Consider the following 22,730-nt stretch of genomic DNA (forward strand, 5'->3'; position numbering starts at 1 on the left):
TAAGGAATAAGTCAAAAAAAAGCGGACGAAGCAGATGTTTTTGTTCACATCTGTTCGTCCACCAAGTTTATGCGGAAGGTAAGGATGACCTTCTACCGACTGTTATTTTTCGGAGTTCCAATTGTTACTTTTCAATGCCCCAATTGTTACTTTTCGAAGTTCTAATTGTTGCTTTTCAATGCTCCGATTGTTATTTCTCGATGCTTACGAGCTCTACTTCGAAGATCAGCGTTGAGAACGGTTTGATCTGACCGCCTGTCTCTCTGCTGCCATATGCCAGTTCTTGCGGAATATAAAGTTCCCACTTAGAACCAACAGGCATCATAGTGAGGGCTTCTGTCCAACCTTTGATCACCTGATTGGCGCGGAAGGTAGTCGGTTCGTTGCGTTTATATGAGCTGTCGAACTCGGTACCGTCGATCAATGTACCTTTATAGTTCACTTTCACTTTGCAGGTATCGGCAGGGATTTCACCTTTACCTTCGGTGATGATTTTATATTGCAGACCGCTCGGAGTGGTTACAACGCCTTCTTTAGTCTTGTTCTCAGCAAGGAATTTCTCGCCTTCAGCTTTGTTATCGGCATATTTCACGGCCAAGGCTTTTTCTTTGATAGCCTCCATGCTCTCGCGCATGTAAACCTCTGCAGCAGCTTTGTCCATCACGTTGTTTTTGCCCATGACACCTGCAATGAAGCCTGCCAACATGTTTTCGCGGCTCAGGCTCTGAGTTGAGTCGTTACCGAAAATCTGCTGGTTGAAGCCTTCTACCCATTGCTTGCTTACCATTTGGCCGATCTGCATACCGGTCATGTAAGCAGCATCTTTCTTATCGATTTTAGTTGCACCTTCGTTGAAACCTTTGATGAACTCAGCCATCTGGGTTGTGTCAACGCCTTGTTGCATCAGATACTGAGTCAGACCTTCGGTACGAGCCATACCGATAGCATATGACAATGAGTCAACATCTGTTTTCAGGTTTGCTTTCGGGCTTTGTGCAGTACAGGAAACCAAGCCTGCACCTACTGCAAGAGCCATAATAAATGTTACTTTTTTCATTTTGCTTTTACTGTTTATTTTTATTTTTGAGATAATATTTCGAGCAATTCTACTTCGAATACCAGTGTACTGTGGGGCGGAATCATTTCGCCTGCACCTTGTGCGCCGTAAGCGAGGTCAGAAGGGATGTAAAGTTTCCATTTGGCGCCTTCGGGCATCAGTTGCAGAGCTTCCACCCAACCGGGAATCACTTGGCTTACGCCGAACACTGCGGGTTGTCCGCGTTTGATGGAGCTGTCGAACAGGGTTCCATCAATCAGTGTACCTTCGTAGTGGCATTTCACCTGGTCGGAGGCTGTCGCATACTTTCCTATACGCCCTTCATTGATAACTTCATATTGCAAGCCGCTGGGCAAGGTGATAACGTTCGGGCGCTTCTTGTTTTCTTCCAAGAAACGTTTACCCTCTTCGATGTTGGCGGCATTCATTTTTTCTTCCAGTTCGGCAAAGTATTTGTTCACGATGTCGCGCGCTTCGGCATGCGAAATGGCGGTTTTGTTTCCTTCCAATACATCTTTGACTGCTTGTGCAAAGTCATCTACTTCGATGCCTTTGGCACCCATGCTCAATAAATTTTGACCTATTCCAAGGCCGATAGCGTAACTAAATTTATCCATACGTTTTTTCGGGTTGATACTGAAAGTGATTTCTCTTTCAGTCAATTGCAAAATTACAAGTCGCAAAAGTAAGTCTTTTATTCGAATGATTTATGCTTTTTAGATTTAAATTTTCTTATATCTATGGCTATTTCGGCAATCTTACGTACTTTTGTAAGAAACTAACGGTGCAATTCGGGTCTCGGACGACTTTTCCAGAATCTTAAAGGTAGAAAGAGAGATTCCTCGAGGATTGATGTTTCTCGCATTACCGATATTTTCGTCGCATCAGTTCCTTATCAGAAACGCTGTTTCTCCGTAGTTTCTCCGTGTCCTATAGTTTGGAGGAACCTTGGAGCGGGTATGGACTTGGTATGGAGCGGGTACGGACCAGATAGGACCGAATTGTTTCACCAAAGCAAGAAAGAAATTAAGTTAATGTAAAAAGGAGATCGGTTATGAAGAACTTAGTCATTTTGTCCGGTGCAGGAATGAGTGCCGAGAGTGGAATCAGTACGTTTCGCGATGCGGGCGGGCTGTGGGACAAGTATCCGGTGATGCAGGTTGCCAGCATCGAGGGTTACGTGAGAGATCCGGAGTTGGTGATCAACTTTTATAATGAGCGTCGCAAGCAATTGCTTGATGTGCTACCAAACGCAGGACACATAGGACTTGCCGAACTGGAGAAGAAATTCAAGGTGACAGTGATCACACAGAATGTGGACAACCTGCACGAGCGCGCCGGAAGCACGCACGTCATCCATCTGCATGGGGAGCTGACGAAGGTATGTTCCAGCCGCGACCCTTACAATCCCCGTTACATAAAGGAGCTGGAGCCGGAAGAGTATGAAGTGAAGATGGGCGACAAGGCGGGTGACGGCAGTCAGTTGCGGCCGTTTATCGTCTGGTTTGGCGAAGCGGTACCGGAGATAGAGACGGCCATCGATTATGTGGAAAAAGCAGATATCTTCGTCATCATCGGCACTTCGCTGAACGTATATCCGGCGGCAGGGCTTCTGAACTATGTGCCCCGTTCGGCGGAAGTCTACCTGATTGATCCGAAACCTGTTGACACCCACTCTGCAAGGCAGATACATGTCATTCAGAAAGGGGCCTCGGAAGGGATAGAAGAATTACGGCAGACGATTCTTACACCAAAGGCGGGAAACTGACAGGAAGCGGGAAGCTATTTCTTCAGTACTGCCCGCAACACAAACCACGCATGATGCGCCACGGTGCTCAGCAGCCCGTAGTGATGCACCATGATGCGGAAGCGTTCGCGCAGCGACGCCTTATGGTTTTGTGTGGTCATGCCCTCCTCCAAATAGTCGATAAGCGTGAGATGCGTGTTATGCAGCGTCCGCGCTTTTTTCATGATGCGGATGCACCAGTCGAAGTCGGCGGAGAAGCGGTAGTTCATATGATAAGGCATGACGAGCGTGCGTTTGGCAAAAAACGCCTGATGGCAGACGAGCATGCCTTGCTTGAAACTCTTCCACGTCAACACTTCGGGAGCTGAGAGGCGGCGCATCCGCCGAAAATGTCCTTCTTTATCCACCAAGGCGGTTTCACCGTACATCACGTCCGGCAGTTCGTTGCCGGAAAGAGTGTGTACCATCTGCTGCAACGTGTCGTCTTCGTGAAAACTGTCGCCGGCATTGAGGAAACAAAGATAGTCGCCTGTAGCCAGCCCGATGCCCTTGTTCATGGCATCGTAGAGTCCCTTGTCCGGTTCGCTGACGATTCGAGTGATGTGGTCGCGGTATCTTTCGGCAATGGCAAGGGTCTGGTCTTTGGACGCGCCGTCTACGATGATATACTCCACGTGGTGATAGGTCTGCGAGATGACACTTTGTATTGTGTCTTCCAATACAGCCTCGGCATTGTAAGTCACGGTGATGACGCTGAACTTCGGTGTGGGACGGTTATGCATTTCTTCCGGTTATTTTGTTGTACACATCAATATATCTTTTGGCAATGGCGCGTTCGGAATAGCTTCCGACGGCTTTCCGGTGTGCTTGTTCGGCAAGGGTGTCGTATTCGGGCTCGGTCAGTATCCAGTGGATGCCGTTGGCGAAATCTTCGACCGATTTGTATTGTGCCACATAACCGTTGTGCAGGTGGTCTATCATTTCCGGTATGCCGCCCACGTTGAAGCCTACGCAGGGAGTTCCGCAGGACATGGCTTCCATGATGGTGTTGGGCAGGTTTTCTTCGAGCGAAGGGGTCACAAAGAGGTCGACAGCATTGTAGATGTCCACCAACTGATGCTCGTTGCTGACGAAGTTGAGCGGATAGACCTTGAAGGGAAGCAGGGGTTCCATCTGTTCGGACTGATTGCCGAAGACAACGACTCCCAGTTCGTCTTTCAGCTCAGGGTGTTTCTCCGCCAGCAGTTTACACGCCTCGATCATGTAGTCGATGCCTTTCCGCTTGTCCGTTATCTTCACCGACCCGAACAGAATGAGTTTACCCTCCTGCGGAAGGTTGCATTTCCGGCGTGCCTCGGCGGCATCATGAGGCTTGAAGAGGTTGGTATTGATGGGGTTGGGGATGTTCATCACGGTATGCCCGCTGAGCAGTTCGCTTTTCCGCGCCAGGCTTTCGAGCCAGCGGCTGCACGCCACAAACGTGATATGCCGACCTTGATAGAGCTTCTTCTTCTTGAGAAAGATGCGGTGCGAAAGGTCACGCTTTCCGCCCCCTCCGTAGAGGAAAGGACAGTGATGGCACTCTTGCTCGTAGCGGGTGCACTGACGCGCATGATGACAGATGCCGGTGCAGGGCCACATGTCGTGCATGGTCCACACGACGGGTTTGCCCGATGCCAGAATCTTCTCGATATTCTTCAGGGAGAGCATGCCTTGATTTATCCAATGGAGGTGGATGACGTCAGCTTGCTGAAACTCTGGCAGATAGGTGATATCACAGCCGGCATTGGCTATATCAACGGCAAAAAGATTACTCTTCTTGAAGTGGTTGGCTTGCCAAATGACGATACGTTCCCATACGAATTTCCACACCAGGCTCCAATTCTTCTTGAGAGCCACCACGGTGATCTGTTCGGTCTGCTTGTCGCGCACCAGCATCTTTACTTTGATACCGCTGTTCTTGAGCGATTCCATTAACCGGCTTGCTGCCACGGCGGCACCGCCGATGCGTTCTGACGTACTGATGATAACTACTCTCATTATTCTTTTTCCCTCCTTTCTTGAATAGTCTTGTAACCTATTGGGGATTGCTGTATCTCTTTCTTTCGGGCCAATTGGGACAGAGCCATATAGACGTCGTCCAGTTCTTTACGGTTGTCTTCGGACAGGTCGTTGATAGCGGAAAGCGTCTCCTCGCTCAGTTTTTCCAGTGCTTTTACCCGATTTTTCAGTTCTTCCAGTTCCTGGTGGGTATTTACAGCGGGCAGACCTTGGCGGATGGCAACGAAAGCCCGCATGATGGCGATGTTCACATAGATGGCTATGTCGCTGTTCAAGATGCCGGACAACATGGCAAGCCCCTGTTCGGTGAAGGCGAAAGGCAGTTTGCGGATACCGCCCCAACTTGAAGTCACAAATTGTGACTTCAAGTTATCCCATTCTTCTTTATTTAGTTGGAACATAAAATCAGGCGGGAATCTTTTGATATTTCTTTTTACCGCCTGATTCAATACTTTTACTTCTACTTGGTAGAGTTCCGCCAAGTCTTTGTCCAGCATGACCCGGGTACCTCTCACCTCATATATTTTATTTTGAATAATTAGTTGTTCCATAATCCTCGGAGGAGCTTGAATATTTTCGGCAAAAGTACGTTTTTTGCGTGTTTGTTGTGTATAAAAGATTGTTTTTTTCACGGGTTTCTCACGGGTTTCGTTTAAAGTGGCTATCTTTGCGAGCCAGATAGACGATACTTAAAAGCTAATGATGGTATGGGAGAAAAAGGATTAAAAGGACTGGAGTTGTTGTGGCAGACATTCTTGAGTGTGGTGAAAATCCTGCTGCAATCCAAGTGGAACACCCGCTTGCCCTCTTCTTTCAGCAATCCGGACGAGTTGCTGATACTTGCCAACGGTCCTTCGCTGAACCGCACGATAGAGGAAGCCGCGGCTTTCGTCAAAGGGAAGACCCTACTGGCAGTGAACTTCTGCGTCACCTCACCCATGTTCGAGCGCCTGCGCCCCGAAATCTACCTGATCGCCGACCCGCTGTTCTGGATAGTTCCCGAGAAGCGTGTACAACTGTTTAAGACGATGGCTGAGAAGACAACGTGGGACATGAATTTCTTCGTCCCCGCCCGCGCCTTGAAGAACAAGGATTGGCAACCGCTCCTTGCCGGCAATCCGCACATCAAACTCCACATCTACAATACCACTCCGATCGAAGGCTTCCAAGGCTTCTGCAACTGGGTATTCCGCCGGGGATGGGGTGTTCCCCGCCCGCACAACGTGCTGATTCCGTCCATTGCCGTAGGACTTCGCCTGCCGTTCAAGAAGGTTTACCTGGCAGGTGCCGATCACTCTTGGCTGCCGGAAATCCACGTGACTGACGACAATGTGGTGCTGATGCATCAGAAACATTTCTACGACCAGAACAAATCGCATGCCGACACCGTGAAACAGGAGAACCTGAACAGTGCACGGCTCTACACGATACTTTATCACATGTACGTAGCTTTCAAATCCTATTTCGTGCTCGAGGCCTACGCCCGCCGCCTGGGCAAGGAGGTCATCAACGTCACCCCCGGCTCGTACATCGACGCTTTTAAACGGATGAAAATATGAAAGATGGAATAATCATTCAGGCACGCACCGGCTCTACCCGGCTGCACAACAAGATTCTGCTCCCCTTCTACGGCGAACAGCGCATCATCGACATTCTGATAGCCAACATCCGGCAGGCCTGTCCGGACAAGTGCATCGTGCTTGCCACGACCGCACGCCCGCAGGATGACGTGCTTGCCGAAGTGGCACACCAGGCAGGGATTCTCTGCTTCCGCGGCGATGAGGACAACGTGCTCGACCGCTTTATCCGTGCTGCCGAAGCCTTCGATATCGACCGCTTCATCCGTGTCTGTTCGGACAATCCTTTCCTGCGCCCTGAGACGTTCAACACGTTCTTCGCGGAGCACACCTTCGCACCCGCCGACTACATCGCCTACGGCTTTGCCGACGGACGCCCCACCATCAAGTCCCACCTGGGGCTGTATGCCGAACTGACCACTACGGACGCCCTGCGCCATGCTGCCATCGCCACGCAAGAGAAACTCTATGTGGAGCATGTCACCATCTATCTCTATACGCATCCCGAAGCTTTCAACGTACGCCTGCTGCCGCTGCCCGACGAACTGGAAGGCCGCTTCGACCTCCGCTTCACGCTCGACACCCCAGAAGACTTCACCTTGCTGCAAGAGCTGTATGCCACCTTCTACGAGAAGACCGACCGTAGCATTCACGCCCTTCTCCAACTGGTGAAGGCGCATCCCGAATACCGCGCCAAGATGCTGGAGAACATTGCGAAGAATGAGAAATGACATAAAGGCATGACGCACCCGCTTCCCGTCCCAGAAAAAGGCAGGGGAAACCGATCTGAAGACAGTAATAAACCTAAGATAACCGAATGAACAGTACATATATTATCGGAGAAATCGGTCAGAACCATAACGGTTCCGTTGATATAGCCAAATTGATTGTAGACCTGGTATCCCGCCCCGTCCGTGAGGAAGTGTTCGATATAGAACTTCGTCCGATGGATGCCGTGAAAATGACCAAACGTGATTTGAATGAGGAACTGACAGACTCCCAGATGAATCGTTCTTACGATTCTCCCCATTCTTTCGGACGCACCTACGGCGAGCACCGCGCTTTTCTGGAGCTGACGGACGAGGAACACTTTGAAGTCTATAAGCACGCCAAATCTTTAGGGCTTGATTTTGTAGAAACGCTCTGTTCAAAAGGCTGCCTCTCTCTGCTGAAACTTTTCACGCCCGACCGCCTGAAAGTGGCAAGCCGCGACCTCACTAACCTCCCCTTGCTGGAAGTGATGGCGGAGACACGGATACCCATCATCCTGTCCACCGGCATGGCGGGTAGGAAGGAACTGGATGATGCCTTGGAAGTGATCACCCGCTATCATAATGATATTTCCATCCTGCACTGCGTATCCCAATACCCTACCCATCCCGATAATCTCAATCTGAAGACTATCAGCTACCTGAAACAGCATTATGGCCAGTACACTATCGGTTTCTCCGACCACACCATCGGCATCGCCGCCCCTATTGTTGCCGTAGGAATGGGTGCCGAAATGATAGAGAAGCATGTCACCATCGACCGCCGCATGAAGGGAACTGACCAGCAAGGCTCTTTGGGACCGGACGGGGTGAACCGCATGATACGCGACATCCGGATAGCTGAACGTTGGTTGGGGAAAGAAGAGTTGTACATCGACGCTTCCGTGGCTTCGGCAAAGGTGAAGCTGGAACGCTCCATCGCTACCCGCCGCACGCTGCATCCTGGCGAGGTCATCGCAGAGGAGGACCTCCATCTGCTCAGTCCCGGCGACGGCTTCAAGTGGGCGGAGCGCGACAAGGTCATAGGACATAAGGTGCTGAAGGAGATTCCGCGCAATGAGATTGTATATCCTGCGTTGATTGAATCGTGAGGCACCCTTTTTCATTCTCATTTTATTCTCATTTCGTTTTTATCCCATAAACCCTAAATAAGATTTATGTTACCCAAGTTAGTTATTACAGATATTGATGGTGTTTGGACAGACGGCGGAATGTATTACACCGCCGAAGGTGACGTCATGAAGCTCTTCTCCGTAAAAGACGGCTGGGGCGTCATCTTCCTCCGCGAACTGGGCATTCCCGTAGCCATCATGACAGGCGAGAACTCCGCCCTCGTACAGAAACGGGCGGACAAACTGAAAATCAACCGTTGCTACCTGCACGTCGGCGACAAACTGACGAAAGCCAAAGAGGTCTGCGAGGAAATGGGCATCACGCTGGCAGATGTCGCCTTCATCGGCGACGACCTGAACGACATCCGCCTGCTGCGTGCGGTCGGCTTCAGCGCTTCTCCCTGCAACACGCCCGACTACGTGAAGCGCGAAGTAGACTACGTGACAACAGCCCACGGCGGCTTCGGCGCATTCCGCGAGTTCGTAGAGAAGCTGCTGGCGGACAACGGCATGCTGGAGACGGTACTCCAGAAGTTCATGTAGGTTTATCTCTCTTTGATGCGTGGCAGGGGAATGAACAGGGAAACCATGCCGCGCACTTTTTTCAGTACCCTCATGACCCGCTCACGGGCTGTGGGTTTCAGTGGAATTTCCTTGGCAGCCAACTCCTGCCTGCTCCATTCGGGACGGTACCGGAGCAGTCTTTCTTCTGCGTCCCGGATCTTACTCTCTGCAGCCGACACCTGCCTGTAGTAACGGATCAGGTTCAGGCAAATCTGCGTGTGGGCATTGCGCAAGGCATCGCAAACCTCCGTGCGCTGCACCTGTTCGAAGTGAGCGATCAGCAGTTCGCGTACGGTCAGGGCGGTGTCCAGTTTCCGGTCCATTCCTGTCATACTCCATATCGCCTTGCCGTGTTGCCGGTAGACTGCCATCGGACGGTTGATGTAGTGTATATCCCCGTATTGCGCATTAAGCATATGCAGGGCATAGTCGTAGGTGCTTACCTGAGCAAACCAGTCGGGAAAGTCACCGAACAGCCCTTTGCGGAAGACGGCGGAGACATTGGTGATGTAGTTACTACGCGCCAAGTCGATCAGGCAGGTATCCGACTTCTGTCCTCCGCCGTTACTGAGGCTCTTTGTCCCGTTATCCTCGAAGTAGTTGATTACCCGGTGGAAGCAGGTGGAACAGCTGGGATGCGTGTCGAGGAAGTCAGCTTGTATCTGCAACTTATGCCGGTCTATCCAGAAGTCATCTCCTTCGCAGATGGCGACGTACTTTCCGCGGCAATTCGCATAGGTTTGCAGAAAGTTCTCTATCAATCCTAAGTTCCGTTCGCGGCTGAACAGCCTGATCTGTTGCGGATGGGTATCGCGCCACTTCCGGCAGATGGCATCCGTACGGTCCGTGCTGGCATCATTGCCTATGACGAGTTCGAATCTGAAATCCGTCTCTTGCAGCATGACGCTGCGTATAGCCTCATCGATGTATCGTTCTTGGTTGTAGGTCAGCATCAGTACGCTGACCTTTATCGTTTCTTCCGGTTTCATCATTTTCGAATTGTATTAAGAAGATTTGCTTTCCTTCATCGGCGGTCCGCGCCGGCGGTCGTATCTTCAGGATAGGGTTTCCGCTTCAGCAGGTAGTGCAAGCTTTCCCTAAACACGACGGACTTCAGGCCCCACATCAGAAGGAGGTAGAGCGAAGCGGCAAGAGCCACTTTCACTAACAGCGAAAGATAGACATTAGCAATATACCCCGCGACCCAATAAGTGAACGCCATGACAGCTGCAGCGATGAACAGGTAAGGCACAATATCCTTCAACGTATCGAGCAGGTGAATCCCGATATGCTTGTGGGCAAAGTAGTGCCACACCAGTAGCCAAAGCATATTGACCGTAGTGTAGACTATCAGCATGACATTCAACCCATAGGGATGACTGCACAATACGCACAGCAGCTGGAAGATGCCCAGTGCGATGGTGTTCCACATATAGATGTTCGGCCGTCCGAGGCTGTTCATCAGATTGGAGTAGAGGGTGGCTATCGGCATGAACGCTCCCCACACGCATAGAATCTGCATGACAGGCACACTGTCCAGCCACTTGTCCGTGACGCTGATCATGATCAGCTCGTGCGAGACGATGCCCAGTCCCAGCATGGCAGGGAAAGAGACGAAGGCAGTGAAGCGCATCAGCTTGCGGAATACGTTTTGCAGACGTTGCCGGTCTTCCGTCACTTCCCTGAAGATGGGTTGTCCGACACTGTTTATCATCCCAGAGATGGTGGAATAGCCCATAGTGGTCCATTTGCTTCCTTGTGAATAGTATCCCGTCTGTTCGATGGTATAGAGACGCCCCAAGAGGGCGGAGAAGATGTTGTTGTTGAAGTGTGTGAACAGCGAGGTCAGGAGCAGCTTGCTGCTGAAGGGTAGCAACGCCCGCAACGGGCGCATGTCGAACGACAGCGTGGGATGCCAAGGCGAACGTATCCAAAGCAGTACGACATTGGCGCCGATATAGAGGATTGTTTGCAGGGCAATTCCCCAATACCTCCAACCGTGGTAGGCGCAAGCGACGCCTGCTATTCCCGAAACGAGGATGGCGACAATCTGTATCTGGCTGCGCTCTTTCACCATAAGATTACGGAAGAAGTATGCCGTGTGGGCAGTGCCGAAACTTCCGATAAGGAACCCAAGGAACTGGAAGCGCGCCAACCTCGTCAGCTCCGGAGTGTCATAGAAGTCGGCTATGAGGGGTGCGCAGGCGGAAAGCAGCAGATAGAGCGATGTACCGACACCGATACTGAACCAGAACACAGCGTTATAATCTTCGTGCTTCACCGCTTTCTTGTTGACAATGGCAAGAATGAAGCCACTTTCCGAGAAGACTCCGGCCATGGCGGAAAAGATAGTCAGCACAGCCACCATACCGTAATCGGTACTGTCCAGCAGGCGGGCGAGGAATATCCCGAAGACAAGGTTCAGCAATTGCATGGCACCATTGCCTATACCGCCCCACAATAATCCTTTGGCTGTTTTTTCTTTTAGCGATGCTCCCATTTATCTGCTTAAAAGAGGTTGTCTCCAAAGCGCTTCTTTCACTTTGGATAAGTAAAAGCATTTCCTCTTTGATGTTGTGAGAGGAAATATTTCGTCTATGTTTAATATAATAAAATGATGCAGCTGCCCAACTTTCGGGGGCAGCCGCATTTAAATTTATTTTATTTCACTTCACTACCCGGCTTCACCTCCTTCATGGTCGTCACCACAGAAAGTGAACCGTCGAAGTTTTCGGCGGAAAGGATCATGCCTTCGCTGACGATTCCTTTCAGTTTGCGCGGTGCGAGGTTAGCGATGAAGCATACCTGCTTTCCGACCAACTCTTCCGGTTTGTAATGCTGCGCGATGCCGCTTACGATGGTACGGTTCTCCAGTCCGTCGGCAATCTTGAATTGCAACAGTTTGTCGGCTTTGGGCACCTTCTGGCATTCCAGCACGGTACCGACACGGATATCCAGCTTCATGAAGTCGTCAAACTCGATGTTCGGACGGATGGGATTTGCTTTGTAATTGGCTTCCTCGTTGGCTTTCTTCGTATCGAGCAACTTCTGCACTTGTGCTTCGATCACGCTGTCCTCGATCTTCTCGAAAAGCAGTTCGGGTGTACCCAGTTGGTGTCCGGCAGGCAGCAGGTCGGTACTTCCCAAAGTCGCCCAGTCGAAGGTCGACATATTCAGCATGTTGCGCAGACGCCCGCTGCTGAACGGCAGGAACGGTTCGAAGGCAATGGCAAGGTTGGCAACCAGTTGCAGGGAGATGTTCAGGATGGTTGCTACACGGTCCATGTCCGTCTTGGCAAGCTTCCAGGGCTCGGTATCTGCGAGGTACTTGTTTCCGATGCGGGCAAGGTTCATCGCCTCTTTCTGCGCGTCGCGGAACTTGAAGACGTCGAGCAGTTTCTCCACTTCCGCCTTCACGTCGGAGAACTCTTTCAGGGTCTCGCGGTCATAGTCCGTCAGCTCGCCGGCGGCAGGCACTACACCGTCGAAGTACTTCTTGGTGAGTTGCAAGGCGCGGTTCACGAAGTTACCGTAGACGGCAACCAGCTCATTGTTGTTGCGTGCTTGGAAATCTTTCCAAGTGAAGTCGTTGTCTTTCGTCTCCGGAGCATTGGCGGTGAGCACGTAGCGCAGCACATCCTGCTTTCCAGGGAAGTCGGCGAGGTACTCGTGCAACCATACCGCCCAGTTGCGTGAGGTGGAAATCTTGTCACCTTCCAGGTTCAGGAACTCGTTGCTCGGCACGTTATCCGGCAGGATATAGCTTCCTTCAGCCTTCAGCATGGCGGGGAAGACGATGCAATGGAACACGATATTGTCTTTTCCGATGAAGTGTACAAGGCGTGTTTCAGGGTCTTTCCACCACTTCTCCCAAGAGTCGGGCAGCAGTTCTTTCGTGTTGCTGATGTAACCGATGGGGGCGTCGAACCATACGTACAGCACTTTTCCGTCGGCACCTTCCACGGGCACGGGAATACCCCAGTCGAGGTCGCGGCTTACGGCACGGGGTTGCAAGCCCATGTCGAGCCAGCTTTTGCACTGGCCGTAGACGTTGGGGCGCCACTCTTTGTGGTCTTCCAGAATCCACTGGCGGAGCCAGCTTTCGTGCTTGTCGAGGGGCAGATACCAGTGTTTCGTTTCGCGCATCACGGGTTTGCTTCCGCTGATGGCGCTCTTCGGGTTAATCAGGTCCGTAGGGCTGAGGCTGGTGCCGCACTTCTCGCATTGATCGCCGTAAGCGCCTTCGGCATGGCAGTGGGGACATTCGCCTGTGATATATCGGTCGGCAAGGAAAGTCTTGGCTTCCTCGTCGTAATATTGCATGCTGGTCTTCTCGATGAACTCACCTTTGTCGTAGAGTTTGCGGAAGAAGTCGGAAGCCGTGTCATGGTGCGTCTTCGACGAGGTGCGGCTGTAGACATCGAACGAGATACCGAACTCTTTGAAAGAATCCTTGATGAGCGTGTGATAACGGTCTACGACATCCTGCGGCGTCACGCCTTCCTTCTTGGCGCGTATCGTGATGGGTACTCCATGCTCGTCCGAGCCTCCGATAAAGATTACATCTTCCTTTTTCAGTCTCAGATAGCGGACGTAGATATCGGCGGGTACATACACTCCTGCCAGGTGTCCGATATGAACCGGTCCGTTGGCGTAGGGCAATGCCGACGTCACGGTGGTGCGTTTGAATTTCTTTTCCATTGTGATATATCTTCTTCTATGTCTTTTTGTTATGAGTACATTTTGATGTGCAAAGATAGCGGTTTTCTACTCAAAGAAAAAGAGAAGGCTATGAAATATTCGCGTTCCAAATGCTGTCCCGACATAAATCCTTTTGTCTTCCTGTACTGCATCCCAGCTTTTCTCTCGCGTGCGCGTATATTATGTAGTTTTGCGCACATTTTACCTACACACCTACACTTTTACTCGTACATCAATGAATATCAAACATTTATATTGATGTAGGCAGGGTGTAGGCGAAGGTGTAGGCAATTTTACCTACACCCATCTGCTTTTCTTGTTAACCTTAGGTTAAGCATGCCAAAGCTAAGGTTTAGCGGCGTAAACGTGAACTTCAGACGCTCCGAGTGCCTTGTATTGGAGTTAGAAACGAATGATTTTGCCTCGTGAGACGGATAAAACCATCCCATGAGATGATTTTCGTCTGCTCATGAGACGATTCTATTCAGCTCACGAGACAGTTTTATTCAGCCCACGAGACGAAATCAGTCGTTTTGCAAGACAAATATCACTCAAAACACCACTTGTTTTCACTCAAAACACCACTTGTTTTCACTCAAAACACCACTTGTTTTCACTCAAAACACCGCTTGTTTTCACTCAAAACACTAAAGCTTTCTGTCATAAGTATAAACTGGATAGATTAGTGTTTTATACGTATAAAGAACCACTATAATAGAATTTTTAAAAGAAACACTATATACAACTGGACGGCAAAGGCAAAAAGATGTTTCACCATAAACATCTGTAAGTAAGAGAAAAGAATAACAGGTGAAGGATGTGAAGAATGAACACACACAAAAAAATAACAGAGAAGACAAGACGCACGGATGATTCACACCCATGATTCATACCTACATAGTTTTTCCCAAAGGATAAAGACAATTCGCACCTCTTTTTCAGATTATAGGTATGGAAACCGAATATTTTTCCGTAATTTCGCGGAAATTTTAAAAAAATCATCTTAATCACAATTAAATACCATGTATAAAATTTTTAGAGGTTTCCACTTAGTGGAGGCTTACCATGATTTAAAGAAGGCCAAACGACTGGCAGAGAACCGCACGGTAGCCCGATGTGTTAAACTGGCTATAGCCATCGTTGTCTCACTCACCCTGTGGATGCTTCCGATAGAGACGTTCGGAATAGAAGGACTGACGATAATCGAACAGAGACTGATTTCCATTTTCGTATTTGCCACACTGATGTGGGTTTTCGAGGCGATACCCGCATGGACCACTTCGGTGCTGATTGTAGTGCTGCTTCTGCTCACTACCTCCGACAGTAGTCTGTGGTTGTTCACCCAAGGAATATCTGCCGAAGAACTGGGACAAACAGTGAAGTACAAATCTATCATGCACTGTTTTGCCGACCCCATCATCATGCTGTTCATCGGTGGATTCATTCTGGCAATTGCCGCTACCAAAAGTAATCTTGACGTACTGTTAGCACGCGTCATGCTGAAACCTTTCGGCACACAGTCGCGCTATGTACTGTTGGGATTCATCCTTGTTACGGCAGCCTTTTCCATGTTCCTCAGCAATACGGCAACGGCGGCTATGATGCTCACTTTCCTCACCCCGGTGCTGAAAGCGCTTCCGGCAGACGGGAAAGGCAAGGTAGGTCTGGCAATGGCCATCCCTGTAGCTGCCAACATAGGCGGTATGGGTACTCCTATCGGAACACCGCCCAATGCCATCGCCCTGAAATACCTGAATGATCCCGAAGGATTGAACCTGAACATCGGTTTCGGAGAGTGGATGGGATTCATGCTTCCCTATACCTTGATTGTGTTATTCATCGCTTGGTTCATCCTGTTGCGCCTGTTCCCCTTCAAACAGAAGACCATTGAGCTACAGATCGACGGTGAGGCAAAGAAGGACTGGCGTTCCATCGTGGTGTACATTACGTTTGCGGTGACGGTGTTGCTGTGGATGTTCGACAAGTTTACGGGAGTCAACTCCAATGTAGTGGCTATGATTCCGGTGGCAGTGTTCTGCGTGACGGGAGTAATCACCAAGAGAGACTTGGAAGAAATCAGCTGGAGTGTGCTTTGGATGGTTGCCGGCGGCTTTGCATTGGGTGTCGCCTTGCAGGAGACCGGACTGGCCAAACACATGATCGAGGCTATTCCGTTCAACACTTGGCCACCTGTATTGATGATCGTAGGTTCCGGACTGATATGTTACGCTATGGCAAACTTCATTTCACACACAGCTACAGCGGCTCTGCTCGTTCCTATCCTTGCCATTGCCGGAAGCAGTATGCGTGAGAACCTCATGTCGCTGGGAGGCGTGGAGACACTGCTGATAGGTGTGGCCATCGGTTCGTCACTGGCAATGATATTACCTATCAGTACACCGCCGAATGCACTGGCACATGCAACGGGCATGATCAAACAGAAAGAGATGGAAAAGGTGGGAATCATCATGGGTATCATCGGACTTATACTGGGATATACCATGTTGATCATACTGGGCTCGAACGGACTGTTATAGAAAGTATTAAAAAATCCTCCCCTGCCTATGCCTGAATGAAAATAGTAAGGGGATGAACAATTGGTAGAATCTGCAAGTTTTCGACTATAAAGATGCGAAAACTTGCAGATTACTTTTTTTTAATAATACACAGGAAAAATCCATCAACACAAGCTCGGAGGGTTATTGTGAAATCCAGATTTGCTTTCCTCCTTCATATAGAAAAGGTAATTCCTCTTTCCCGTAATCCAAATTCTTAAGAATGTACACCCCGCCGGCAGGTACATTCTTGAAAGAAAGAGAGCCGTCTTTAGCCTTTTTCCGTTCAAATTCTTTCCAAATTCCGTCCTGGAAATAACAAAGCGAATAGAGATTACCTGCTACTATCATATTATTGGCCGTACGTGGAATGAATTTCATCTCCTTTATCACGGCGGGGCACTCAAGTTCAAATTCCATTGTTGGCGCACTGATAAAAGTTTCTGCATCTTCATCTATCGCGTTCCAGTACGTTTCAGCGGCTTTCATCTCCAGTTTCTGCATATCATCCGTACCCTGTGGGGATGAAGTGTCATACCCCCAAAATTCTATCTCAGCGATATTCAGAGGACGCCTGTTTGCAGTGGCAAGGATAAAATAACGATACCGTTTAGTGTTTTTGACCGTAACAGTTTGCCAGTCAGGCTTAGGCGTTTCCGACAAAACGGCAATGGTATCATAATGATCATGAAGCTTATTGCGTGCAAGAACATAAGCACCCTTAAGTTGCTTGTGCAATTTAAGCAAATGCGGTTTCAAAGGGTATTTACGATACAAAAGCATATCCATATACCTTGTCGTATCACATCGATACTCTCTATAAGAAATACCATTTTCCACATCTTTGTCTTCTGCACAAAGCAAATCTGCCCCATTCCAACTCAATGACAAAGCCGATGCGTTTTCACGGGCAGTGAGGGGTTGAGGTGTGTCTTCTATGTATTTCAATGAAACCAACCTGAACGGCTCACCCACAGTCTTCAAACTATCACCTTCATAATAGGAAAGAATGAAAGTCATGGAAAGAGGTACTTGATGGAACACAGCCTTCTCGGCGCATGAGTTTATTTCTCCCCATGCGACAGGCACTATACCACTCCGGGTAATATACGATAAGTACGCCAAACGATTATGAGTTGATGCAGTGAAAGGCAACTCAAGAGAAACCGTTTGATGATAACGGTAGGTCTCATCCTGCAAAGTAGGCAGAGAAAGAATCTCAGGAACAACCTCTTTGGGAGCTTTCAAGAAATAAGGCGCTTGCTTATTAATGCCAAAAGTTCTTCTATACACTTTTCCCGCATATTTCAGATGTTCATCCCAGTCTTCCTTCAAATTATTCTGAGGCGTAGAATAGGGAATGTATATTCCGGTAGAGTCGGGCGATGCGTTCCAAAAATGACGGTTTTCCCTATCAGGCCATTGCGGAGTAAATTCATAGCAGACAGGAATCCCGCATGCTCTGAACAAGTTGGCAGTCCAGGTAACCTGATTGTGGCAGTTAAATTCCGTAGAAGGCAGGAACAAGTCATATAACTCCAGATTGTTTTTCCGCTCTGTATAATAACTGATACGCTGCTGTTTTAGGATATACATTTTGTAGCGTTCGATAGGGACAGTGATTTTATCCGTCCCCTCCATACTTAATATGGAATGAAATCTTTCCCGGAGTTCCGATTTCTTATATAGTAAAGGCTCATCCGTTGCGCGGTAAGGTAAGACAGATTCTTTAAATTCATCAAATGACATATCCTTCAGTAACGGGGATGAACGCCATAGGCTGAAAGCTGTTTCTATATTATCTATCAGGAAATCAGCAGAGACTGTTTCAATATCCTTCTTCCCTTTGGAATAAACAGGCTGAGGAAATTCGTTATAGATTGAGGACAAACGGTTCCGAATGGAGTCGGGAATCTTAAATGCACGTGTCTTTATTTGCTTGGCCGTCATTCCTCCAAAATACAAATTAAAGAGTGAATCGGTCGTAGTGAAATAATCAACGTATTCATTAGACAATGATACTTCTTCCCTGCTTCCATGATAAGGCATATTGGCTATCAAGAAACAAGCTGCTTTATACTTTAGAGAATCCGTTTTGTAATAGTTCAAGACTCTCTCCAGTTCCACAACATTGCGCCGTGCCAACTTCAACGCTTCTTGAACATCTTCAGGATAATCAGACGAACAAGCGTGACATAACAAAACGATAAGTACATAGAATAACTTTTGTCCTCTTTTCATGTGTCGTTTAATAATATAAATATGATTTTAAGAAAGAACTGATAAGACAAAACATATCATAGCTACTGATTTTGATATCTATTAAGCCTTAAAATGAAACATCTTATCTGTCCTTTCTTTTAAGAGATGTGCAAACCAATAATCAAAGCTTACTGTAGCCCTATCATAAATAAGTTTTACGGGATCGGTGGTTCCATATACCAGACAAGCGTCTATCTCTATTTTTTTAGTAGATGGATGATTCGCTTCAATATATCTTTCTAATAAAGAAGGATAACTAAAAATTATAGTCTCACCTGGTTGCATAACAAATACTTTCCTAATTTTTTCTCCAGCATGACAATAAACAAAATCAAGCCAAAAGGTACATTCGTTATTTGCATCGTAAGCCTTTAACCAAAAAAGACTATCTTGTTTATTACCTCTATCATTCATAAAATAAATTTCAGCCTTTGCTTTATTGGTTACGGTAAATACCAAATTCTTAGTTTCCTTATTATATTGTATTTGAAGATCCAATGGTTTATCTTGAGCCACAATACAAATAGGAAACATTAAAGCAAACCAAATAAAAATACATACATGTTTCATGGGACTATTGTTTATAACAAAATTAAAAGATATGCCCAGCATGAGTATGGGCACATCTTCCGGCCTACATTTCCTATCTCAAGGGAAAATGAATCAAAGCATAAGTATTCTCATCCAAAGGAGGATCAAAATGTCCTTTGCTTACATCTATTTTGGTATTGCGATAATCGTTATACAACTTTCGAATTACATCTTCTGGTATGGAACTAAAAAATTCATTTCTAATAAGGAAAGTTACAGACTCGATATCACCTTTATAAGTAATAATCATTTTAGCTACCAAATTTGGACGACTTTCTTTCAAAATCTCAAGTTGCTCTTCCGTAAGATAGGTTCTATGTTTACACAATATAGTAGATACCCAATAATCACTATCAAGACTAAAACCTATGTGTTCAGTTTGCTTTTTACCTGTCTTAGAAAATGTTTCTCCCTTGGCCGTAACTTCAACAAAATTTATCCGATATTCATATTCAAAATCTTGTCCAAGTACTAAAGTACTGCAAAGGATGAAAATCGTAAAAATAAAAGTTCTCATACAAATAGATTTTAAGAAAGGACTGATAAGATAAAACATATCATAGTTATTGATATCAATCAGACCTTAAATGAAACATCTTATCAGTCCTTCTTTAAGAAAGATGCGAACTAATAGTCAAAGCTTGCTTTAACGTCATCAAAAGTAAGACGTTTTTGTTCTTTTACTCCATACACCAACCAAGCATCTATCTCTATCTTCTTAGTAGACGGATGCTCCTCTTCAATATATCTCTTTACTAAAGAGGAATAACTACAAACGATAGTCTCACCTGGTTGTATAATAAATGTTTTCTTTAGTTCTTCTCCATCTTGATGATAGATAAAATCAAGATTGAAAGTACATTGGTTATCCGCATCGTACGCTTTCAACCAAAAAAGACTACCTTGTAGGTTACCACGGTCATTTATAAAATAAATTTCAGACTTTGCTTTATTAGTTAGGGTAAGTACCAATTTTCTTGTTTCTTTATTGTATTGTATTTGAAGATCCAATGGTTTATCTTGTGCAACAATACAAATAGGAAACATTAAAACCAACCAAATAAAAATACATACATGTTTCATGGGGACTATTGTTTATAACAAAATTAAAAGATATGCCCAGCATGAGTATGGGCACATCTTCCGGCCTACATTTCCTATCTCAAGGGAAAATGAATCAAAGCATAAGTATTCTCATCCAAAGGAGGATCAAAATGTCCTTTGCTTACATCTATTTTGGTATTGCGATAATCGTTATACAACTTTCGAATTACATCTTCTGGTATGGAACTAAAAAATTCATTTCTAATAAGGAAAGTTACAGACTCGATATCACCTTTATAAGTAATAATCATTTTAGCTACCAAATTTGGACGACTTTCTTTCAAAATCTCAAGTTGCTCTTCCGTAAGATAGGTTCTATGTTTACACAATATAGTAGATACCCAATAATCACTATCAAGACTAAAACCTATGTGTTCAGTTTGCTTTTTACCTGTCTTAGAAAATGTTTCTCCCTTGGCCGTAACTTCAACAAAATTTATCCGATATTCATATTCAAAATCTTGTCCAAGTACTAAAGTACTGCAAAGGATGAAAATCGTAAAAATAAAAGTTCTCATACAAATAGATTTTAAGAAAGGACTGATAAGATAAAACATATCATAGTTATTGATATCAATCAGACCTTAAATGAAACATCTTATCAGTCCGTTTTTTTTAGAAATAACAAACTTAATAGTCGAAGCTTGCTTTAACTATATCAAAAACAAGCTTTTTCCCTCCTTTTATACCATATAGCAATAAAGCATCTATCTCTATTTTCTTAGTAGACGAATGATATCTTTTTATGTATTCTTCAACTAAAGAAGGATAACTACAAACAATAGTCTCACCTGGCTGGATAACAAAAACTTTACTACATTCTTTTCCTTCTTGACAATAGATGAAATCAATATTGAAAATACATTTATTATCCACATCATAAGCCTTCAGCCAAAAAAGACTACCTTGTTTATTACCTCTATCATTCATAAAATAAATTTCAGCCTTTGCTTTATTAGTTATGGTAAATGCCAAATTCTTAGTTTCTTTATTGTATTGTATTTGAAAATCTAATGGTTTATCTTGAGCTACAATACAAATAGGGAATACTAACGCAAACCATATAAAAGTACATACATGTTTCATAATATTATTTTTTATAATAAGTATTAGCTATATCTAATTTTTGTTGAGCTTGCCACAGTTCAATATATCTGTGATTAGCATATTCGGTATCCAAATTTTTATCAGAAAACTCTTTTATTTCCGCAGTATAAGTATTTATTTCATTTTGAATATAAACAGGATCAAAAGCAACGTAAAAAGTAGTATACCCTATATATTCTTGTTCTACATAAGAAGGGCCATAACTATGATCTATCTCACTCATAATTATATCTCTTATTTCAGCAGGAGGTGTTCTGTTTATTGGTTCAGCTAAACGTATAAAATCCTTATTACAAGGTTTATCATGTTCTACGTGATAAATCTCATGCCAAACAATGGCCACTTGAGTATTAGCACCCCAACGATAAAATTCAGAACATATCTCTATTTTACCTTTTGAAACTCGTGCATTAGCACTACATTCTTTACCTTTTACTATCACATACTTGGACATATCTATACCCTTCTTCGTCAATTCAGTTGTTAAATGTTGAACCGTTTTATCAAAATCTGCATGTGGATCATTACCAACATTACTATCTTCACTTCCCACATAGCCATCATCTTCATCATCCCAATACCATCCATCATCCGGATCCGGCTCGGGATCAGGATCGTCAAGCCAATCTACCCAAGAAGTAGGCAAGTCAGGATATGGATCCGGGTCGGGATCCGGAGTTATCACTACTTCACCTAACCATCCTCCATCTATATCTCCATCACCTTCGGAATCGGAACGAGTTTGCGTTGGACTATATACTTTTGGAGTAACCGTATAATTGGCAGACAAGGTGTGCATAAGGATACGTCCGGAGTTCAAATCCCCAGTCTGCATCTTCATATTCACCTTTCTAATGACTTTACCCCGCTTGTATTCCCAACCGTTCGCAAATGTTCCATCCAAATGATGAAAGAGCACATATCCACTTAGATATTTATCGCGATGAAGATACGTATTTCTTCTGATTCTTTTGCTATAAGTCTTCGCATAATATTTGCTGGGAACAATGGTCATCAAGAAGCCCTTCTCTTTATTGTTCTTCTTGTCAAACGTATATACCAAGCGGGTATAGGAACGACGAAAGTCCCAGTTTCCTGTCCTTTGGAAAGCCTCATAGTTATCTTGTGGCACAAAATCCAAAGAGATACAGTCTGTCAGGTCAATATCCACTGCGGTAAAGTCCTTCCTACGGTTTACCGCAAAGTATTTCCAACTGGGGTCTTCTTTATACATTTGCATTTGGCTGTCCACGCTACGCGTTTTCCCATTCGTTTTTTGAATTTCGTACCAGCGTTTTGCAGCATTCAATTGCTCAGTGAGCACTGTGTTCTCCGATGATTGCATATACATCGTTTCCATATCTTCCTGGCAAGAGGATATGGAAACCAAGGCAAAGATGCATGCAACGGATTTCAAAAAAGATTTCGTTAATTTCGCTAATTTCATTTTTTAATTGATTAGATTTATTTTTAATTTAGAAGTGCAGACTTGCATATCAGCAAGTCCATAAAAATTTCCTAT

The 22,730-nt window shown here is 46.1% G+C and carries 21 protein-coding genes; 6 read left to right on the top strand and 15 right to left on the bottom strand.

Annotated elements, in window-relative coordinates:
• Positions 1-190 precede the first annotated feature (190 nt).
• Complete coding sequence (locus QZ323_RS03040) at positions 191-1,057, bottom strand: FKBP-type peptidyl-prolyl cis-trans isomerase (RefSeq protein WP_294632665.1); 867 nt, start codon at positions 1,055-1,057, stop codon at positions 191-193.
• 20 nt (positions 1,058-1,077) lie between these two features.
• Positions 1,078-1,674, bottom strand: coding sequence for an FKBP-type peptidyl-prolyl cis-trans isomerase (locus QZ323_RS03045; protein ID WP_294632666.1), 597 nt, complete (start codon positions 1,672-1,674; stop codon positions 1,078-1,080).
• A gap of 437 nt (positions 1,675-2,111) precedes the next feature.
• Between QZ323_RS03045 and QZ323_RS03050 the strand changes: the two genes are divergently transcribed.
• A complete protein-coding gene (locus QZ323_RS03050) occupies positions 2,112-2,825 on the top strand; it encodes an NAD-dependent deacylase (protein WP_294632667.1) in 714 nt (237 codons plus the stop codon).
• 14 nt (positions 2,826-2,839) lie between these two features.
• On the opposite strand, the gene QZ323_RS03055 is transcribed toward QZ323_RS03050, so the two are convergent.
• Genes QZ323_RS03055 through QZ323_RS03065 form a run of 3 tightly spaced genes read right to left on the bottom strand, consistent with a single transcriptional unit; the run spans position 2,840 to position 5,416 of the window.
• Positions 2,840-3,586 (bottom strand): glycosyltransferase family 2 protein, encoded by a 747-nt coding sequence (locus QZ323_RS03055; protein ID WP_294632669.1) that lies wholly within the window; start codon positions 3,584-3,586, stop codon positions 2,840-2,842.
• Complete coding sequence (locus tag QZ323_RS03060; protein WP_294632671.1) at positions 3,579-4,844, bottom strand: glycosyltransferase family 4 protein; 1,266 nt, start codon at positions 4,842-4,844, stop codon at positions 3,579-3,581. The genes QZ323_RS03055 and QZ323_RS03060 overlap by 8 nt, the downstream gene beginning before the upstream one ends.
• The gene (locus QZ323_RS03065) at positions 4,844-5,416 is read right to left on the bottom strand and encodes an ORF6N domain-containing protein (protein WP_294632673.1); all 573 of its coding nucleotides are present in this window, start codon (positions 5,414-5,416) and stop codon (positions 4,844-4,846) included. Before QZ323_RS03065 ends, QZ323_RS03060 begins: the two co-directional genes overlap by 1 nt.
• Before the next feature lie 156 nt (positions 5,417-5,572).
• Here QZ323_RS03065 and QZ323_RS03070 point away from each other — a divergent pair, with 156 nt between their 5' ends.
• The 4 genes from QZ323_RS03070 to QZ323_RS03085 all read left to right on the top strand — a co-directional run bounded on the left by QZ323_RS03070 (position 5,573) and on the right by QZ323_RS03085 (position 8,867).
• Positions 5,573-6,424, top strand: a complete 852-nt coding sequence (locus QZ323_RS03070; protein WP_294632675.1) for a hypothetical protein — start codon at positions 5,573-5,575, stop codon at positions 6,422-6,424.
• The gene (locus QZ323_RS03075) at positions 6,421-7,173 is read left to right on the top strand and encodes an NTP transferase domain-containing protein (RefSeq protein WP_294632677.1); all 753 of its coding nucleotides are present in this window, start codon (positions 6,421-6,423) and stop codon (positions 7,171-7,173) included. The genes QZ323_RS03070 and QZ323_RS03075 overlap by 4 nt, the downstream gene beginning before the upstream one ends.
• A gap of 86 nt (positions 7,174-7,259) precedes the next feature.
• Positions 7,260-8,303: an N-acetylneuraminate synthase family protein gene (locus tag QZ323_RS03080; RefSeq protein ID WP_294632678.1), complete on the top strand. Its 1,044-nt coding sequence runs from the start codon at positions 7,260-7,262 to the stop codon at positions 8,301-8,303.
• Positions 8,304-8,369: 66 nt separating this feature from the next.
• Positions 8,370-8,867 (top strand): HAD-IIIA family hydrolase, encoded by a 498-nt coding sequence (locus tag QZ323_RS03085; protein ID WP_294632680.1) that lies wholly within the window; start codon positions 8,370-8,372, stop codon positions 8,865-8,867.
• A 2-nt stretch (positions 8,868-8,869) separates the two neighbouring features.
• Here QZ323_RS03085 and QZ323_RS03090 read toward each other — a convergent pair whose 3' ends face one another.
• From QZ323_RS03090 to metG, 3 genes are all read right to left on the bottom strand, one after another.
• Positions 8,870-9,880: a glycosyltransferase gene (locus QZ323_RS03090; RefSeq protein ID WP_294632681.1), complete on the bottom strand. Its 1,011-nt coding sequence runs from the start codon at positions 9,878-9,880 to the stop codon at positions 8,870-8,872.
• A gap of 32 nt (positions 9,881-9,912) precedes the next feature.
• Positions 9,913-11,388 (bottom strand): lipopolysaccharide biosynthesis protein, encoded by a 1,476-nt coding sequence (locus QZ323_RS03095; protein ID WP_294632683.1) that lies wholly within the window; start codon positions 11,386-11,388, stop codon positions 9,913-9,915.
• Between the two features lie 161 nt (positions 11,389-11,549).
• Positions 11,550-13,589: a methionine--tRNA ligase gene (gene metG, locus QZ323_RS03100; protein WP_294632685.1), complete on the bottom strand. Its 2,040-nt coding sequence runs from the start codon at positions 13,587-13,589 to the stop codon at positions 11,550-11,552.
• 1,022 nt (positions 13,590-14,611) lie between these two features.
• Between metG and QZ323_RS03105 the strand changes: the two genes are divergently transcribed.
• Positions 14,612-16,126 carry an SLC13 family permease gene (locus tag QZ323_RS03105; RefSeq protein WP_294632686.1) on the top strand — a complete coding sequence of 505 codons (1,515 nt, stop codon included), beginning with the start codon at positions 14,612-14,614 and terminating at the stop codon, positions 16,124-16,126.
• Between the two features lie 162 nt (positions 16,127-16,288).
• On the opposite strand, the gene QZ323_RS03110 is transcribed toward QZ323_RS03105, so the two are convergent.
• The 7 genes from QZ323_RS03110 to QZ323_RS03140 all read right to left on the bottom strand — a co-directional run bounded on the left by QZ323_RS03110 (position 16,289) and on the right by QZ323_RS03140 (position 22,655).
• Entirely contained in the window at positions 16,289-18,385 is a 2,097-nt protein-coding gene (locus tag QZ323_RS03110) for a hypothetical protein (RefSeq protein ID WP_294632687.1), read from the bottom strand.
• A gap of 81 nt (positions 18,386-18,466) precedes the next feature.
• Positions 18,467-18,976, bottom strand: a complete 510-nt coding sequence (locus QZ323_RS03115; RefSeq protein ID WP_294632688.1) for a hypothetical protein — start codon at positions 18,974-18,976, stop codon at positions 18,467-18,469.
• Positions 18,977-19,049: 73 nt separating this feature from the next.
• Positions 19,050-19,514 (bottom strand): hypothetical protein, encoded by a 465-nt coding sequence (locus QZ323_RS03120; RefSeq protein ID WP_294632689.1) that lies wholly within the window; start codon positions 19,512-19,514, stop codon positions 19,050-19,052.
• A 110-nt stretch (positions 19,515-19,624) separates the two neighbouring features.
• The gene (locus tag QZ323_RS03125) at positions 19,625-20,080 is read right to left on the bottom strand and encodes a hypothetical protein (RefSeq protein WP_294632690.1); all 456 of its coding nucleotides are present in this window, start codon (positions 20,078-20,080) and stop codon (positions 19,625-19,627) included.
• A gap of 74 nt (positions 20,081-20,154) precedes the next feature.
• Positions 20,155-20,619 (bottom strand): hypothetical protein, encoded by a 465-nt coding sequence (locus QZ323_RS03130; RefSeq protein WP_294632689.1) that lies wholly within the window; start codon positions 20,617-20,619, stop codon positions 20,155-20,157.
• A gap of 112 nt (positions 20,620-20,731) precedes the next feature.
• Positions 20,732-21,187, bottom strand: a complete 456-nt coding sequence (locus tag QZ323_RS03135; RefSeq protein ID WP_294632691.1) for a hypothetical protein — start codon at positions 21,185-21,187, stop codon at positions 20,732-20,734.
• Positions 21,188-21,191: 4 nt separating this feature from the next.
• Positions 21,192-22,655 (bottom strand): hypothetical protein, encoded by a 1,464-nt coding sequence (locus QZ323_RS03140; RefSeq protein ID WP_294632693.1) that lies wholly within the window; start codon positions 22,653-22,655, stop codon positions 21,192-21,194.
• Positions 22,656-22,730 lie beyond the last annotated feature (75 nt).

It is taken from the genome of uncultured Bacteroides sp. (assembly GCF_910585845.1).
In the GTDB taxonomy this organism is placed as follows: Bacteria; Bacteroidota; Bacteroidia; order Bacteroidales; family Bacteroidaceae; genus Bacteroides.

What these genes read in the sequence shown, in the direction of transcription:
- QZ323_RS03090 (WP_294632681.1), bottom strand. Translation starts at nt 9,880, where the DNA reads ATGATGAAACCGGAAGAAACGATAAAGGTCAGCGTACTGATGCTGACC.
- QZ323_RS03085 (WP_294632680.1), top strand. Translation starts at nt 8,370, where the DNA reads ATGTTACCCAAGTTAGTTATTACAGATATTGATGGTGTTTGGACAGAC.
- QZ323_RS03045 (WP_294632666.1), bottom strand. Translation starts at nt 1,674, where the DNA reads ATGGATAAATTTAGTTACGCTATCGGCCTTGGAATAGGTCAAAATTTA.
- QZ323_RS03070 (WP_294632675.1), top strand. Translation starts at nt 5,573, where the DNA reads ATGGGAGAAAAAGGATTAAAAGGACTGGAGTTGTTGTGGCAGACATTC.
- QZ323_RS03115 (WP_294632688.1), bottom strand. Translation starts at nt 18,976, where the DNA reads ATGAAACATGTATGTATTTTTATTTGGTTTGCTTTAATGTTTCCTATT.
- QZ323_RS03075 (WP_294632677.1), top strand. Translation starts at nt 6,421, where the DNA reads ATGAAAGATGGAATAATCATTCAGGCACGCACCGGCTCTACCCGGCTG.
- QZ323_RS03055 (WP_294632669.1), bottom strand. Translation starts at nt 3,586, where the DNA reads ATGCATAACCGTCCCACACCGAAGTTCAGCGTCATCACCGTGACTTAC.
- QZ323_RS03040 (WP_294632665.1), bottom strand. Translation starts at nt 1,057, where the DNA reads ATGAAAAAAGTAACATTTATTATGGCTCTTGCAGTAGGTGCAGGCTTG.
- QZ323_RS03130 (WP_294632689.1), bottom strand. Translation starts at nt 20,619, where the DNA reads ATGAGAACTTTTATTTTTACGATTTTCATCCTTTGCAGTACTTTAGTA.
- QZ323_RS03095 (WP_294632683.1), bottom strand. Translation starts at nt 11,388, where the DNA reads ATGGGAGCATCGCTAAAAGAAAAAACAGCCAAAGGATTATTGTGGGGC.
- QZ323_RS03135 (WP_294632691.1), bottom strand. Translation starts at nt 21,187, where the DNA reads ATGAAACATGTATGTACTTTTATATGGTTTGCGTTAGTATTCCCTATT.
- QZ323_RS03065 (WP_294632673.1), bottom strand. Translation starts at nt 5,416, where the DNA reads ATGGAACAACTAATTATTCAAAATAAAATATATGAGGTGAGAGGTACC.
- QZ323_RS03125 (WP_294632690.1), bottom strand. Translation starts at nt 20,080, where the DNA reads ATGAAACATGTATGTATTTTTATTTGGTTGGTTTTAATGTTTCCTATT.
- QZ323_RS03140 (WP_294632693.1), bottom strand. Translation starts at nt 22,655, where the DNA reads ATGAAATTAGCGAAATTAACGAAATCTTTTTTGAAATCCGTTGCATGC.
- QZ323_RS03080 (WP_294632678.1), top strand. Translation starts at nt 7,260, where the DNA reads ATGAACAGTACATATATTATCGGAGAAATCGGTCAGAACCATAACGGT.
- QZ323_RS03105 (WP_294632686.1), top strand. Translation starts at nt 14,612, where the DNA reads ATGTATAAAATTTTTAGAGGTTTCCACTTAGTGGAGGCTTACCATGAT.
- metG (WP_294632685.1), bottom strand. Translation starts at nt 13,589, where the DNA reads ATGGAAAAGAAATTCAAACGCACCACCGTGACGTCGGCATTGCCCTAC.
- QZ323_RS03050 (WP_294632667.1), top strand. Translation starts at nt 2,112, where the DNA reads ATGAAGAACTTAGTCATTTTGTCCGGTGCAGGAATGAGTGCCGAGAGT.
- QZ323_RS03060 (WP_294632671.1), bottom strand. Translation starts at nt 4,844, where the DNA reads ATGAGAGTAGTTATCATCAGTACGTCAGAACGCATCGGCGGTGCCGCC.
- QZ323_RS03120 (WP_294632689.1), bottom strand. Translation starts at nt 19,514, where the DNA reads ATGAGAACTTTTATTTTTACGATTTTCATCCTTTGCAGTACTTTAGTA.
- QZ323_RS03110 (WP_294632687.1), bottom strand. Translation starts at nt 18,385, where the DNA reads ATGAAAAGAGGACAAAAGTTATTCTATGTACTTATCGTTTTGTTATGT.